The organism is Vibrio sp. RE86 (genome assembly GCF_013114545.1).
In the GTDB taxonomy this organism is placed as follows: domain Bacteria; phylum Pseudomonadota; class Gammaproteobacteria; order Enterobacterales; family Vibrionaceae; genus Vibrio.
In genome coordinates, this window is record NZ_VTXI01000004.1 from 248,336 (window position 1) to 262,847 (window position 14,512).

The window sequence follows — 14,512 nt, forward strand, 5'->3', positions numbered from 1 at the left end:
ATTGCGCTTTGCATTATGCAAATTAAAAGCGCATAAGACCGTCAATATGGTGATCATAGACTCATTTTCACCATCAATAATTTGGCACGCTATCTGCTATATCCTTTATGACCCTCATGGGTCACCTAGCCAACTGACGTTGTTAGTGAACTTAGTATTCACAAATAACAGCCAATAGAACACTCTTTCTATTGGCTATTTTTTTGCCTAAAAATCACCTATCTAACTGTTGGCGATAAACCGCTGACGTAACTTGTCAATTTGATCGCGTTTTTCCGCCGCCAGTTCAAACTCAAGATCTTGAGCATGCTGATACATTTGAGCTTCCAACTTACTGATCTCTTTCTCAAGCTGTTGAGGCGTCATTACATCATACTCTTGAGATGGTTCAGCAACCTTAGATAATGGTACTGCTTTGCTAGTACGCTGTTTCTTGCTCTTAGTAATATCACCAAGCTCCATAATATCTTTAATATTACGTTTCAGCGCCTGAGGCTCGATCCCCATCTTGGCATTATACTCTTGCTGCTTTTCGCGGCGACGGTTGGTTTCTCCCATCGCTTTTTCCATCGATTTGGTGATTCGATCTGCGTAAAGAATAGCCTTACCTTGGATATTACGCGCTGCACGACCAATAGTCTGAATCAGTGAACGCTCTGAACGTAAGAAACCCTCTTTGTCCGCATCAAGAATCGCCACCAACGAGACTTCTGGCATGTCTAAGCCTTCTCGCAACAAGTTGATGCCGACTAGCACATCAAACTCACCTAGTCGTAAGTCACGGATAATTTCGACACGCTCAACCGTATCAATATCCGAGTGTAAATAACGTACTTTGACATCATGCTCGGTCAAATATTCAGTTAGATCTTCAGCCATGCGTTTGGTCAATGTTGTCACAAGCACACGTTCATCCTTCACCGAGCGAATGCGAATTTCAGATAACAGGTCATCAACTTGAGTCGCAACAGGACGTACTTCGAGTTCTGGATCAAGCAAACCTGTTGGGCGAACGACTTGGTCTGCGATCTCCCCATCGGATTTTTCTATCTCGTAATTGCCCGGTGTCGCCGAAACGAAAATGGTTTGAGGGGCGATCGACTCAAATTCCTCAAACTTCATCGGACGGTTGTCTAGAGCTGATGGCAAGCGAAAGCCAAATTCCACTAGAGTCTCTTTACGTGAACGGTCACCTTTATACATCGCGCCAATTTGCGGCACAGTAACGTGGGACTCATCTATGATCAGCAGACCATCGCGAGGAAGGTAATCAAACAGAGTTGGAGGCGGCTCACCCTCGCTGCGCCCACTGAGGTAACGCGAGTAGTTTTCGATCCCCGAACAAAAACCAAGTTCGGTCATCATCTCAATATCAAATTGGGTCCGTTGAGAAATTCGCTGCTCTTCAAGCAACTTATTATTATCGAGAAGGTACTTCTTGCGCCCCTCTAGCTCGACTTTGATCTTTTCAATCGCATCAAGAATTCGATCGCGAGGCGTGACATAGTGCGTTTTTGGGTAAACAGTGTAACGGGCTAAATCACGCTGCTTCACCACACCTGTGAGAGGATCGAATATGCTAATGCAGTCAATCTCATCATCAAACATCTCGATACGAACCGCATCTTGCTCAGATTCCGCAGGGAAGATATCAATCACTTCACCTCGAACACGGAACTGACCACGTTCGAACGCGACGTCATTACGGCTATACTGCAGCTCAGCAAGGCGACGCAGAATATCGCGCTGATCCATAACATCACCACGACGAATGTGCAGCATCATTTGCAAATAAGACTCTGGGTCACCCAGACCATAAATAGCAGACACAGAGGCAACGATAATGGCATCTTTACGTTCTAGTAGTGCCTTGGTTGCTGACAGGCGCATCTGTTCAATGTGGGCATTGACCGATGCATCTTTCTCGATGAATGTATCGGTTGTCGGTACATACGCTTCAGGTTGGTAATAGTCATAGTAGGAAACGAAGTACTCGACAGCATTGTTCGGGAAGAATGATTTCATCTCACCATACAGCTGAGCCGCTAGCGTTTTGTTCGGCGCTAATAAAATCGCTGGACGTTGAGCACTGGCAATGACGTTGGCTAAGGTGAAGGTTTTACCCGATCCAGTCACACCAAGTAGAGTTTGATGAGCGAGGCCTGAATCCAAGCCTTCCAGTAATTGATTAATCGCGGTAGGTTGATCGCCTGATGGCTTATAGTCAGAGACCAAATCGAAGACTTTGCTCATGTGTCATCTCTATTTGATGGTGAAGAATGAATGCTATTGTGTCTGTATATATATACAGACACAAGAGTAAGCTGAGAAATTAATCGCTGTTTTTCAGAAACACTTGTTTAGTCTCTGGATCATTGCAAACGAACCTGATATTATTCTTCGCCCCGTCGGTGTACCTCACCAAAAAATCAAAAATTCCACACACAACTTATTCACATTTCTTTGTAAATAAAGTTATTAATCCACAGCCTAGACTAAAATCGCCAACCATTTAAGAATGCAGTAAAACCTCTTTTGTTCCTTGATATATAAGTAAAACATCATCATTTCCGCTCAATAGACCACGCTTATTTTTTAAGCTAAGTTTACATAATTCTGACTTACTCAAATTTAACACACACAGTTATCCACAATTTTGGTGGATAAGTAAATATAGCCCTTACCAGACAAGGGATACAGAAAAGTAAAGACAAAATTCTAGAAAAAACTTAGCTATTTTCGCTTGTTGGCTGTTGACAGAATTGTAGGCCGTCGATAATATCCGACTCGCTTTCATGCAATTCCTCCTTAGCTCAGTTGGTAGAGCGACGGACTGTTAATCCGCAGGTCGCTGGTTCGAGCCCAGCAGGAGGAGCCAAATTCAGAAAAAGCCGTGTCATCAGACGCGGCTTTTTCGTATCTGCTGTTTCTGGTTTACACCAAACCAATGGCCAACTATTCAGCTCGCGAACGATAGCTCATCGAATTCCTTCATCTCACCGTATTTATTCAACTTTTTTGAGACAATCTCGTATAATTTTTATTCAACAATATAAAACCTTATCTTTCCTTGGTTGTTATTGAACAAGCAAAGCAGGATAATGGCGGGATCGGAATTTCTTAAATAAATAACTATGACCGAATATTTTTTGTTGTTGGTCGGCACTGTGCTGGTCAACAACTTTGTACTGGTGAAGTTCTTGGGCTTATGTCCATTTATGGGGGTTTCTAAGAAACTAGAAACTGCAATTGGAATGGGGTTAGCGACGACGTTCGTTTTGACTCTAGCTTCCGTGTGCGCGTACCTCGTTGAAAGCTATATTCTTGACCCACTTAATCTCCAATATCTGCGTACCATGAGCTTTATTTTGGTGATCGCTGTGGTGGTTCAGTTTACTGAGATGGTCGTTCACAAAACGAGCCCGACACTCTACCGACTGCTTGGTATTTTCCTGCCGCTTATCACTACCAACTGTGCGGTACTCGGTGTCGCCTTACTGAACATTAATGAAAACCACAATTTCATCGAATCCATCATCTATGGTTTCGGGGCTGCTGTCGGTTTCTCATTGGTGCTTATTCTGTTCGCATCAATGCGTGAACGAATTGCGGCTGCTGATGTTCCTTCGCCTTTTAAAGGGGCGTCTATTGCCATGATCACCGCAGGACTAATGTCTCTTGCCTTTATGGGCTTTACTGGTTTGGTGAAGTTGTAATGAGTTCAATAGTAATCGCAATTATCGCTATCGCCGTACTTGCTGCGATTTTTGGTGCCGTTCTTGGCTTCGCTTCGATTCGTTTTAAAGTCGAAGGTGACCCGATCGTTGAGCAAATCGATAGCATTCTTCCGCAGACTCAATGTGGCCAATGTGGTTACCCTGGTTGTCGCCCTTACGCTGAAGCGATTGCCAACGGAGATGAAATCAACAAGTGTCCTCCTGGTGGCCAAGCGACAATCGAGAAGTTAGCTGACCTGATGGGAGTCGAAGCAACAGACTCGGCACACGACCTTGATAATGCAGTTAAAACGGTCGCGTTTATCCATGAAGATATGTGTATCGGCTGTACAAAGTGTATTCAAGCATGCCCTGTTGATGCCATTGTTGGCGGAACGAAAGCTCTCCACACCGTCATTAAGGACGAATGTACTGGTTGCGACTTATGTGTCGCTCCTTGCCCGACGGATTGTATTGAAATGATCCCTGTAGAAACGACTACAGCGAGTTGGAAATGGAAAATGGACGCCATTCCTGTTGTTGATGTTACCGACGCTGCTGTTGCGCAGAAAAGCGGGAGTTAAGGACTGGTATGTTGTCATTAATCGAACAAATTAAATCTGGTTCACTTTGGACTTTCCCAGGGGGCGTTCACCCTGCGGAGAACAAAACTCAGTCTGTCAAAAATACATTGAGCCGTGCCCAAATACCCGCTGAAATCATCCTGCCAGTAAAACAACACATTGGTAAGCCAGGAATGCTTACTGTCGAGATCGGTGACCATGTCTTAAAAGGACAGGCATTAACTAAGTACGACACAAGTTTTATGCTGCCGGTACATGCACCAACATCTGGCCGTATTACCGCTATTGAACCAAGAACCACCGCACACCCGTCTGGATTAAGCGAACTCTGCATCGTAATTGAACCAGACCATGCCGATACTTGGATTGAGCGTGACGCTTGGGCTGATTTTACCCTACGTACTCCTGATGAATTGATCGAAAAAATCCGCCAAGCGGGCGTGTCAGGTATGGGTGGTGCGGGATTCCCAACAGCTAAAAAGATTCAATCCGGTTTGGCTCGTACAGAGATCCTTATTATCAACGCAGCCGAATGCGAACCGTATATTACCGCTGATGATACGTTAATGCGTGAGCATGCAAATGAGATCATCAAAGGGATCGAGATTGTTGAACACATCCTCAAACCCAAGCTGACCGTTATTGGTATTGAAGATAACAAACCTGAAGCAGTCAAAGCACTTCAGCAAGCCGCTGAACATAAAGACATTGTCATTCGCGTGATTCCGACTAAATATCCGTCGGGCGGCGAAAAGCAGCTCATCAAGATTCTAACCAATAAAGAAGTCCCTAACGGTGGTATTCCGGCCGACATTGGCATTCTGGTACAGAACGTTGGTTCACTACACGCCATCAAACGTGCAGTGGTTGACGGCGAAGCCTTAGTCGATCGAGTGGTCACTTTAACAGGTGACACATTTAAGCAGCCGCGTAATGTGTGGGCGTTATTAGGTACGCCCGTTCAAGCCTTATTGGATGAGTTTGGCTACAAAGCAGATAAAAAAGTGCCGCGCCTAATTATGGGTGGCCCGATGATGGGGTTCACCCTTCCCCACTCTGCAGTGCCGATCACTAAGACCTCTAACTGTATTTTGGCTCCGACTCGTAAAGAGATTTCACCAAATAAATACGAAATGGCATGTATTCGATGTGGCCAATGTGCCGAAGCCTGCCCTGCATCTTTACTACCTCAACAGCTTTTTTGGCACTCTAAAGCTGAAGAGTTGGATAAATGTGAAGAGCTCAATATCAAAGATTGTATAGAGTGTGGCGCTTGTGCGTATGTCTGCCCGAGTGAAATCCCTCTGGTTCAGTATTATCGCCAAGCTAAGGCCGAAATTCGAACTCGCAAAGAAGAAGCGGAAGCCGCAGAACGCGCGAAGCTTCGTTTTGAAGAGAAAAAGGCCCGTCTCGAAAGAGATAAAGCAGCTCGAGAAAATCGCTTCAAAAAAGCCGCAGACGATCGTCGTAAAGATATGAAGAAGTCTGGTGGCGATGATGCGATTGCCGCTGCTATTGCTCGAGTAAAAGCACAAAAAGCACAAGAGAAATCTGAAGAGCCTACTGTGAAACCTGCGGTTGCTGCAGCCATTGCTAAAGCAAAAGCTAAGCAAGCTGCTGCGATGCAAAGTGGGCAATCTGAGCCAGACAACACCGAAATGGCGAAGCTACGCGAAGAGCGTAAACGCCAAGCTCGTGAGCGTAAGGCTGAGAAAACACAAAGCGTTGAACAAGACTCATCAACTGGCAGTAAGAAAGATGCCGTTGCTGCAGCGATTGCTCGTGCGAAAGCGAAAAAAGCTCAGCAAGCCGAAAACGCGCAAGAGAGCTCTCCAGCGACTGACAAAAAAGCCGCAGTTGCCGCTGCCATTGCTCGCGCAAAAGCCAAGAAAGCGGAGCAATCTAATGAAGGCACGCTAGACGCCCAAATTTCTGAATCAGATTCCAAAAAAGCCGCTGTTAGTGCTGCTATTGAACGTGCAAAAGCTCGCAAAGCTGCGCAAGAAGCCAAGGCGAATCAAGTTGATGAATCGATAGACGAAGAGACTGTAGAACAGCAACCGGCTGAAGATCCGAAGAAAGCTGCAGTTGCCGCTGCTATTGCACGCGCTAAAGCTCGTAAAGCTAAACAAGAAGGCAAAGCGAATCCAGTTGATGAATCAATAGACGAAGAGACTGTAGATCAGCAACCGGCTGAAGATCCGAAGAAAGCTGCAGTTGCAGCAGCTATCGCCCGCGCTAAAGCTCGTAAAGCTGAACAAGAAACCAAAGCGAATCCAGTTGACGAATCGACAGACCAAGAACCTGTAGCGCAGCAGCCGGTTGAAGATCCGAAGAAAGCTGCAGTAGCAGCAGCTATCGCCCGCGCTAAAGCTCGTAAAGCGGAGCAAGAAGCCAAAGCGAATCCAGTTGATCAATCGACAGACGAAAAGCCTGTAGAGCAGCAACCGGCTGAAGATCCGAAGAAAGCCGCAGTCGCCGCTGCTATCGCCCGCGCTAAAGCTCGCAAAGCTGAGCAAGAAGCCAAAGCGAATCCAGTTGACGAATCGACAGACCAAGAGCCTGTGGAGCAGCAACTGGCTGAAGATCCGAAGAAAGCCGCAGTCGCAGCAGCTATTGCCCGCGCTAAAGCTCGCAAAGCTGAGCAAGAAGCCAAAGCGAATCCAGTTGATAAATCGGCAGACGAAAAGACTGTAGACCAGCAAACGGCTGAAGATCCGAAGAAAGCCGCTGTTGCCGCTGCTATCGCACGTGCGAAAGCAAGAAAAGCAAAGCAAGAACAACAAAAACAATTTGAGGAGAAAGAGTAGTGGCCTTCTTTATTGCCAGCTCACCCCATGCGCATAGCCGCAAAAGCACTCCTGACCTAATGAAATGGGTAGCGCTGTGTGCGTTGCCAGGATTGGCAGCTCAAACCTACTTCTTTGGCTGGGGAACAATCATCCAGCTCGTATTGGCGCTTGTTATCGGGCTTAGCCTTGAAGCTTTAGTCATGCTTGCGAGAAAACGTCATCCAATGTCAGCACTGCGCGATAACAGTGCTCTCGTTACAGCTTGGTTGCTTGCAGTTGCCATTCCACCACTTTCTCCGTGGTGGGTGATCACTATTGGTCTTATTTTTGCCATTGTCATTGCTAAGCATTTATATGGTGGCATCGGGCAAAACTTATTTAACCCAGCAATGGTTGCTTACGTTGTTTTGCTTATCTCTTTCCCTGTGCAGATGACAAGTTGGATCTCTCCACAAGAGTTGCAAACGACAACAGTGTCGAGTGGCGATGCATTCTCTTTGATCTTTACAGGGTTTAACCTTGAAGGCTTATCGCTACAGCAAATTCGCACGGGTATCGATGGGATCACCATGGCGACCCCTCTCGATGCCTTTAAAACCGCATTAACAACAGGAAGCACCGCAAGCGAGGCTCTCGCACAGCCACAATTTGGCGGCTTAGCGGGTATCGGTTGGGAGTGGGTCAACTTAGCTTACCTAGCTGGCGGCCTCGTCCTTATCAAAATGCGTGTGATTCAATGGTACATACCAGTAAGTTTCCTTGTCGCACTGACAGTGATCAGTAGCCTATTTATGCTTGTTGCCCCTGGTACAACGGCATCACCACTGGTTCACCTACTCTCTGGGGCAACGATGATTGGTGCATTCTTTATCGCTACAGACCCTGTTTCAGCGTCGACTACCGTTAAAGGAAGAGTGATCTTTGGTGCATTTTTAGGTGTCATGGTGTTTATCATTCGTAGCTGGGGCGGTTTCCCAGATGGTGTCGCATTCGCTGTTCTGCTTGGCAATATGTGCGTGCCACTCATTGATTACTACACCAAACCAAGAACATACGGTCACTAAGGTAAAACTATGTTAAACGCTATTCGAAAAAATGGTGCTGTGCTGGCTCTGTTTGCCTGTGCGTCGACCGGTGTCGTTGCCCTGACTAACTACCTAACCCAAGACCGTATTCAGCAACAAGAACAGAAACAGCTATTGTCCGTACTAAACCAAGTCATTCCTCATGAGCTGCATGATAATGACCTGTACCAAGCGTGTACTTTAGTGTCGGACCCACGACTAGGTGCCGATCAGACCATGCCAGTCTATATGGCAACGATCAACGGCAAGCCTTCCGCAATGGCGATTGAGGCAATTGCACCGGACGGCTATAACGGCGCGATTAAGATTATTGTGGGTATCGAGCAAGATGGCACTGTTTCTGGTACACGTATTCTCAGCCATCAGGAAACCCCTGGGTTAGGCGACAAGATTGATTTGCGAATCACCGATTGGATCCTAAGCTTCAATGGAAAATCGCTTACCGAGACTAACCAAGGTGATTGGCGAGTACGCAAAGATGGTGGTCAATTTGATCAGTTTACTGGTGCAACCATTACTCCAAGGGCGGTAGTAAAAGCAGTTAAGAACACCGTGACATTTGTTAACGAAAACCGCGACCAGATCTTGGCTCAACCACTAAACTGTGGAGGCAATCATGAGTGATCATAAAACACTAATTAAAAATGGCCTATGGGATAACAACCCAGCGTTAGTGCAACTATTAGGTCTGTGCCCTCTTCTCGCTGTCTCATCGACGGTAACGAATGCGTTAGGCTTAGGTATTGCAACATTGCTGGTGCTTGTCGGTTCTAATGTGACGGTATCTTTAGTTCGTGATTACGTGCCTAAAGAAGTTCGTATCCCTGTCTTCGTTATGATCATTGCGGCATTGGTAACCTGTGTTCAGTTGCTAATGAATGCCTACGCTTATGGTCTTTACCTGTCACTAGGTATCTTTATTCCTCTTATCGTGACCAACTGTATCATCATCGGTCGCGCTGAGGCGTTTGCTTCAAAGAATGATCTCCTTCCTTCAGCTCAAGATGGCTTTTGGATGGGACTCGGTATGACAAGCGTGCTCGTTGTACTCGGTGCAATGCGTGAGTTAATCGGCAATGGCACCCTGTTTGATGGTGCTGATCTACTGCTTGGTGAATGGGCGACGTCATTACGAATCGAGGTATTCCAATTCGATAACAGTTTCTTACTCGCCTTGCTACCACCAGGGGCATTTATCGGCGTAGGACTGCTGATTGCGTTTAAGAACGTCATCGATAAGCAGCTTGAAGCACGCCAGCCAAAACAAGAAAAGCAGGCCATTGAGCGTGCACGCGTAACAAATCAATAATAAAGATCAGGCACTCGATGCACTGGTTGTAAAACACTGGAAAGCAGCATCAAATGAACAAAGATAAGCGAAAATTAATATTGGAACGCTTGAGGGATGACAATCCAAACCCTCAAACTGAGCTTAACTGGAATACACCTTTCGAACTCTTGATTGCTGTACTTCTTTCCGCTCAAGCGACCGACGTTAGCGTGAACAAGGCCACCGATAAACTTTACCCTGTCGCTAACACACCTCAAGGCTTGTTTGACTTGGGCGTTGATGGCGTCAAAGAGTATATCAAGACAATTGGTCTTTTTAACTCTAAAGCCGAAAACGTCATTAAGACCTGTAAGATTTTATTAGAACAACACAACGGTGAAGTGCCAGAAAATCGCGAAGCGCTAGAAGCCTTACCTGGTGTTGGGCGAAAAACAGCGAATGTCGTGCTCAATACGGCTTTTGGTTGGCCGACGATTGCCGTCGATACGCACATTTATCGTGTATCTAATCGCACCAAATTTGCGATGGGTAAGAACGTTGATCAGGTCGAAGAAAAGTTGCTTAAAGTCGTTCCAAAAGAGTTTAAGCTTGATGTCCACCACTGGTTGATTCTCCACGGTCGTTACACCTGTGTTGCCCGTAAGCCTCGTTGTGGTAGCTGCATCATCGAAGACCTTTGCGAATTTAAAGAAAAAGTTTATCCAGAAGATTAGGGGAAAGAGACAATGTCAAACGGACGTATTCTTCACACTATGCTGCGCGTAGGTGACTTAGACAAATCTATCAAATTCTATACTGATGTAATGGGCATGCAGCTACTGCGTACCAACGAAAACAAAGAGTATGAGTACACGCTTGCCTTTCTTGGTTATGGTGACGAGTCTCAAGGTGCCGTTATCGAACTGACCTACAACTGGGGCAAATCTGAGTACGATATGGGTACGGCCTTTGGTCATATTGCCATTGGCGTTGACGATATTTACTCTACCTGTGATGCGATCAAAGCTGCTGGTGGCAATGTGACTCGCGAGCCAGGCCCAGTAAAAGGTGGCTCAACTCATATTGCATTCGTTAAAGACCCTGACGGCTATATGGTTGAACTAATTCAAAATAAACAAGCTTCTGCAGGTTTAGAAGGCTAAACCTTCTTGATTCATTGCAAAAATAGGACAACATCACGTTGTCCTATTTTTTTGACTTTACTTGATAATAATTATCATTTAATCTTCAACTATTCGCAGTTAGGAGAACGGAACAATGGGAATCGCTGAATGGGAGAAACATACTCTACTCGCTGATATGGCAATGAAAGATGACGATCATCTACGTGGTATCTTACATTACCAACAAGCCTTAACGCTGAGTGAAAGAATTGGGGATGAAAACGAAGTCGACGTTGAAGACCGACTGATGATTTCCGTTATCTCCTGCCACAACATGGCCATGTTCTGGCGTAATATTGGCGACATAAAATACGAACTAAAATACCTTCAGCTTGCCTCAGAAAAAGTCCTGACTCTTGTCCCTCAGTGCCCTAACAGTGAGTGTGATGCCTTTATTGATTCGATGGGGTGTTGTAAAAAAGCACTGATTGAGTTTATGAAAAGACACCCTAACCCCAAAATTGCTCAGTTAGTGCAAGACATCGACACAGCCACTAACTGTAATCTGATTGCTAAATTCCGTTTAAACTAGAGACTAAAATCTTCAGCACGCACCAAACGGAAACTAAAAAGGCCAGTCAAACTGGCCTTTCTCTATTTCTATTACTTCAAGTTCAACTAAACTTGGGTACGTCCTAGCGAAATCACCACACGACGGTTTCTGTCTTTACCGATTGGCGAAGCATTATCATCAACCGGACGGCGCTTACCGTAACCTTGTACCCGAATACGATCACTCGGTAACCCTAACGATTTAAAGTACTCTTGCAACACTTCGGCTCTTCGTTCAGACAAACTTTGACTCGCACTCTTACTATCTTCGGCATCGGTGTAGGTCGAAACTAAAACAAGGTCAATATCTTGGTTATGTCTAATGTACTCAGCAATCTGCGCCAAACGCTTTTGTGATTGCTTGTTAAGCTCAACACTGGTGCGATCGTAATGCAGGATGGTAAAGGCGATATCTTCAAAGCTGTACGGAAGAAGGTTGGCGATACAGTCACTGAAAACATTATAAGATTGTTGGAATAGAACCGACGAAAGTGCCACTTCAACACGCTGGTCACGGCTTTGCCACTCTTGGTAACTAAACGTCGGGTAACGCCCTTTCTCTAACTCGCTAAGTATGCTCCAAGCGGTTTGCCCACCGACATAGCCATCAAATTGTTGGAAAAAACGCAAGTTGGTAATACGATCTGCCCCCTCGCCTGGTCTCCAAACTGGCGGCATCGACGTTAGACTCACATCTCGGGTTTGGCCCATTGGTCGTTTCATCTTTAGCTCTAAATCAAGATTAATTTTCTTACTCGCATAAGACGAAAAAACCGCATCGCCAAAGTTAGGGATAGGGTGGACTAAACGACACTCCAATGGTGTATTGGCAACCATTTGCCACGTCGACTGTTGAGGCGTTGCAACATAGTGCTTATCTAACGCTAGCGCTGACGGTGCTAAGGTTATCAAAGACATAGCTAGGCTGGTTGCAAACAACTTCTTCATACAAACTTCTTCTCTTTATTGGGCTAAATCCGTACCGACTTGCCACTTAAAAACTCTCGATATTGTTAATGCAAAAAGCTAGCCAGAACATTTGTATAGTACAAATCACCACTGTTTCTTTTTCAATCAGCATTTACGGTTTTTCTTCCGTCTAGAATCTGCAATAATGCCACCCCTGTCACATTATATGAAGTACACATGACTATAGAAAACGAAGCATTGACGCTAAAAAAACGATTTCGTGGCTACTTTCCTGTCGTTATTGACGTCGAAACAGCAGGCTTTAATGCCAAGACTGATGCCCTACTTGAAATCTGCGCTGTGACCTTAAAAATGGATGAAAACGGCGATCTTGTTCCTGCGTCAACGATTCATTTTCATGTGGAACCTTTTGAAGGGGCAAACCTAGAAAAAGAAGCTCTAGAGTTTAACGGCATCCGTGACCCGTTTAGCCCTTTACGTGGCGCGATTCCAGAATCTGAAGCGCTTAAAGAGATCTACAAGCTAGTCAGAAAAGAACAAAAAGCCGCTGATTGTAGCCGTGCCATTATGGTCGCACACAATGCTACATTCGATCACAGCTTCGTCATGGAAGCGAGTGAACGCAGCAAGCTTAAACGAGTCCCATTCCATCCTTTTGCAACCTTTGATACCGCTACATTAAGTGGTTTGGCTTATGGTCAAACTGTACTAGCGAAAGCATGTCGAACCGCAGGGATGGAGTTTGACAATAAAGAGGCCCACTCTGCCTTATACGATACTCAAAAAACGGCAGAGCTCTTTTGCGGGATCGTCAACAAGTGGAAAGCTCTAGGTGGCTGGCCGGTTGTTGAGCAAGATTCCGAACAATCAAAATAAAAACGTAAACACAACACACGAGTAAATTATGAACCCTGTTGTCATTTCTGTATGTATCATGCTTGCCTTAGCACTGATGCGTGTGAATGTCGTCGTTGCACTGACATTCAGCGCGGTCGTTGGTGGTCTGGTTTCCGGCATGGAACTCAATGAAGCTATCTCCGCATTTGAAAGCGGACTAGGCGGCGGCGCCACTATCGCGCTAAGTTACGCCATGTTAGGTACGTTTGCCGTAGCGATTTCTCGCTCAGGTATTACTGACCTGCTAGCCAATAGCGTAATCAAACGCATTCATGGTAAAGAGAACGCTTCAGCATCGACTGGCCTTAAATACGCTGTTCTTGTTGCATTGGTCTTAGTGACTATGTCTTCACAAAACGTCATTCCAGTCCACATCGCCTTTATTCCAATTCTTATTCCACCTCTATTAGGCGTATTCGCAAAACTAAATTTAGACCGTCGCATGATCGCTTGTGTTCTAACATTTGGTCTAGTGACACCTTACATGGTTTTACCAATCGGTTTTGGTGGCATTTTCTTAAACAATATCCTGCTGAAAAATCTGCACGATAACGGTCTAGAGAATGTGGTTGCGAGCCAAGTACCAATGGCAATGCTACTGCCTGCTGCGGGTATGATTTTTGGTCTACTTACCGCGATTTTCTTTAGTTACCGTAAGCCTCGCCAATACAAAGAGACAGCTCTAACGTCCGTTGATAACGGCCCGACTGAAATCAATAAGAAGAACGTTCTTGTTGCGGCAGTTGGTATCGTGGCAGCTCTGAGCGTTCAGCTTGCGACTGGTTCCATGATCATTGGTGGTCTAGCAGGCTTTATGGTGTTCACATTCGGTGGTGTGATCGCTTGGAAAGAGACACATGATGTCTTCACTAAAGGCGTTCACATGATGGCAATGATTGGCTTCATCATGATTGCAGCGGCAGGTTTTGCAGCGGTAATGAAGCAGACTGGCGGTGTTGAATCACTGGTTGAAGCGCTATCAACCAGTATTGGTGACAACAAACCGCTTGCAGCACTACTTATGCTGATTGTTGGTCTTCTTGTGACAATGGGTATCGGTTCTTCATTCTCGACGATTCCTATCCTTGCAACGATTTACGTTCCTCTAGCCGCGGCATTTGGCTTCTCACCAATGGCAACGATTGCCCTTGTAGGTACAGCTGCTGCGTTGGGTGATGCAGGCTCACCAGCGTCGGATTCAACTTTGGGTCCAACATCTGGCTTGAATGCCGATGGCCAACATGAGCATATTTGGGAAACTGTCGTACCGACCTTTATTCACTACAACATCCCTCTGATCGCCTTTGGTTGGGTTGCGGCAATGGTGCTGTAACTATCCAAGTTAGTCAGCGCTTCATTCGCTGGCTTCAAGCATAAAAAAAGCTGACACCCAAGTGTCTAATGCTTGTAAGTTAAGAAGCATTTAATACCTTTTTGAAGGCCTAGTCGCGTAGCGACTGGGCCTTCTTTTTACCGCTCGTGGATAACTTCTATCCCGCCTT

13 protein-coding genes and 1 tRNA gene are annotated in these 14,512 nt (G+C 45.7%); 12 read left to right on the top strand and 2 right to left on the bottom strand.

Translation table 11 applies throughout. The features are described 5' to 3' along the window. Window positions 1-222: 222 nt before the first annotated feature. Window positions 223-2,253 carry an excinuclease ABC subunit UvrB gene (gene uvrB / locus F0231_RS06335; protein ID WP_171758870.1) on the bottom strand — a complete coding sequence of 677 codons (2,031 nt, stop codon included), beginning with the start codon at window positions 2,251-2,253 and terminating at the stop codon, window positions 223-225. Between the two features lie 549 nt (window positions 2,254-2,802). Between uvrB and F0231_RS06340 the strand changes: the two genes are divergently transcribed. The 10 genes from F0231_RS06340 (at window position 2,803) to F0231_RS06385 (ending at window position 11,163) form a co-directional block, all read left to right on the top strand. Continuing rightward, a tRNA-Asn gene (locus tag F0231_RS06340) sits at window positions 2,803-2,878 on the top strand. Window positions 2,879-3,134: 256 nt separating this feature from the next. Continuing rightward, a complete protein-coding gene (gene rsxA / locus F0231_RS06345) occupies window positions 3,135-3,716 on the top strand; it encodes an electron transport complex subunit RsxA (protein WP_171758871.1) in 582 nt (193 codons plus the stop codon). Further along, entirely contained in the window at window positions 3,716-4,300 is a 585-nt protein-coding gene (gene rsxB, locus F0231_RS06350; protein WP_171758872.1) for an electron transport complex subunit RsxB, read from the top strand. Before rsxA ends, rsxB begins: the two co-directional genes overlap by 1 nt. Before the next feature lie 8 nt (window positions 4,301-4,308). Then, on the top strand, window positions 4,309-7,110 hold the full coding sequence (gene rsxC / locus F0231_RS06355; protein WP_171758873.1) for an electron transport complex subunit RsxC: 2,802 nt from the start codon (window positions 4,309-4,311) through the stop codon (window positions 7,108-7,110). Continuing rightward, complete coding sequence (gene rsxD / locus F0231_RS06360) at window positions 7,110-8,156, top strand: electron transport complex subunit RsxD (RefSeq protein ID WP_171758874.1); 1,047 nt, start codon at window positions 7,110-7,112, stop codon at window positions 8,154-8,156. The genes rsxC and rsxD overlap by 1 nt, the downstream gene beginning before the upstream one ends. Before the next feature lie 9 nt (window positions 8,157-8,165). Next, on the top strand, window positions 8,166-8,801 hold the full coding sequence (rsxG, locus tag F0231_RS06365; protein ID WP_171758875.1) for an electron transport complex subunit RsxG: 636 nt from the start codon (window positions 8,166-8,168) through the stop codon (window positions 8,799-8,801). Further along, window positions 8,794-9,486, top strand: coding sequence for an electron transport complex subunit E (locus F0231_RS06370; RefSeq protein ID WP_171758876.1), 693 nt, complete (start codon window positions 8,794-8,796; stop codon window positions 9,484-9,486). The genes rsxG and F0231_RS06370 overlap by 8 nt, the downstream gene beginning before the upstream one ends. Window positions 9,487-9,539: 53 nt before the next feature. Further along, window positions 9,540-10,181, top strand: coding sequence for an endonuclease III (gene nth / locus F0231_RS06375; protein ID WP_171758877.1), 642 nt, complete (start codon window positions 9,540-9,542; stop codon window positions 10,179-10,181). Between the two features lie 12 nt (window positions 10,182-10,193). Continuing rightward, window positions 10,194-10,610, top strand: coding sequence for a lactoylglutathione lyase (gene gloA, locus F0231_RS06380; RefSeq protein ID WP_171758878.1), 417 nt, complete (start codon window positions 10,194-10,196; stop codon window positions 10,608-10,610). 115 nt (window positions 10,611-10,725) lie between these two features. Further along, a complete protein-coding gene (locus tag F0231_RS06385; RefSeq protein WP_171758879.1) occupies window positions 10,726-11,163 on the top strand; it encodes a DUF2753 domain-containing protein in 438 nt (145 codons plus the stop codon). Between the two features lie 86 nt (window positions 11,164-11,249). Here F0231_RS06385 and F0231_RS06390 read toward each other — a convergent pair whose 3' ends face one another. Further along, entirely contained in the window at window positions 11,250-12,131 is an 882-nt protein-coding gene (locus tag F0231_RS06390) for an OmpA family protein (protein WP_171758880.1), read from the bottom strand. A 198-nt stretch (window positions 12,132-12,329) separates the two neighbouring features. Between F0231_RS06390 and rnt the strand changes: the two genes are divergently transcribed. Further along, a complete protein-coding gene (rnt, locus tag F0231_RS06395) occupies window positions 12,330-12,989 on the top strand; it encodes a ribonuclease T (protein WP_216612041.1) in 660 nt (219 codons plus the stop codon). 28 nt (window positions 12,990-13,017) lie between these two features. Beyond that, entirely contained in the window at window positions 13,018-14,343 is a 1,326-nt protein-coding gene (locus tag F0231_RS06400) for a Na+/H+ antiporter family protein (protein WP_171758881.1), read from the top strand. The last annotated feature ends 169 nt before the right edge of the window (window positions 14,344-14,512 follow it).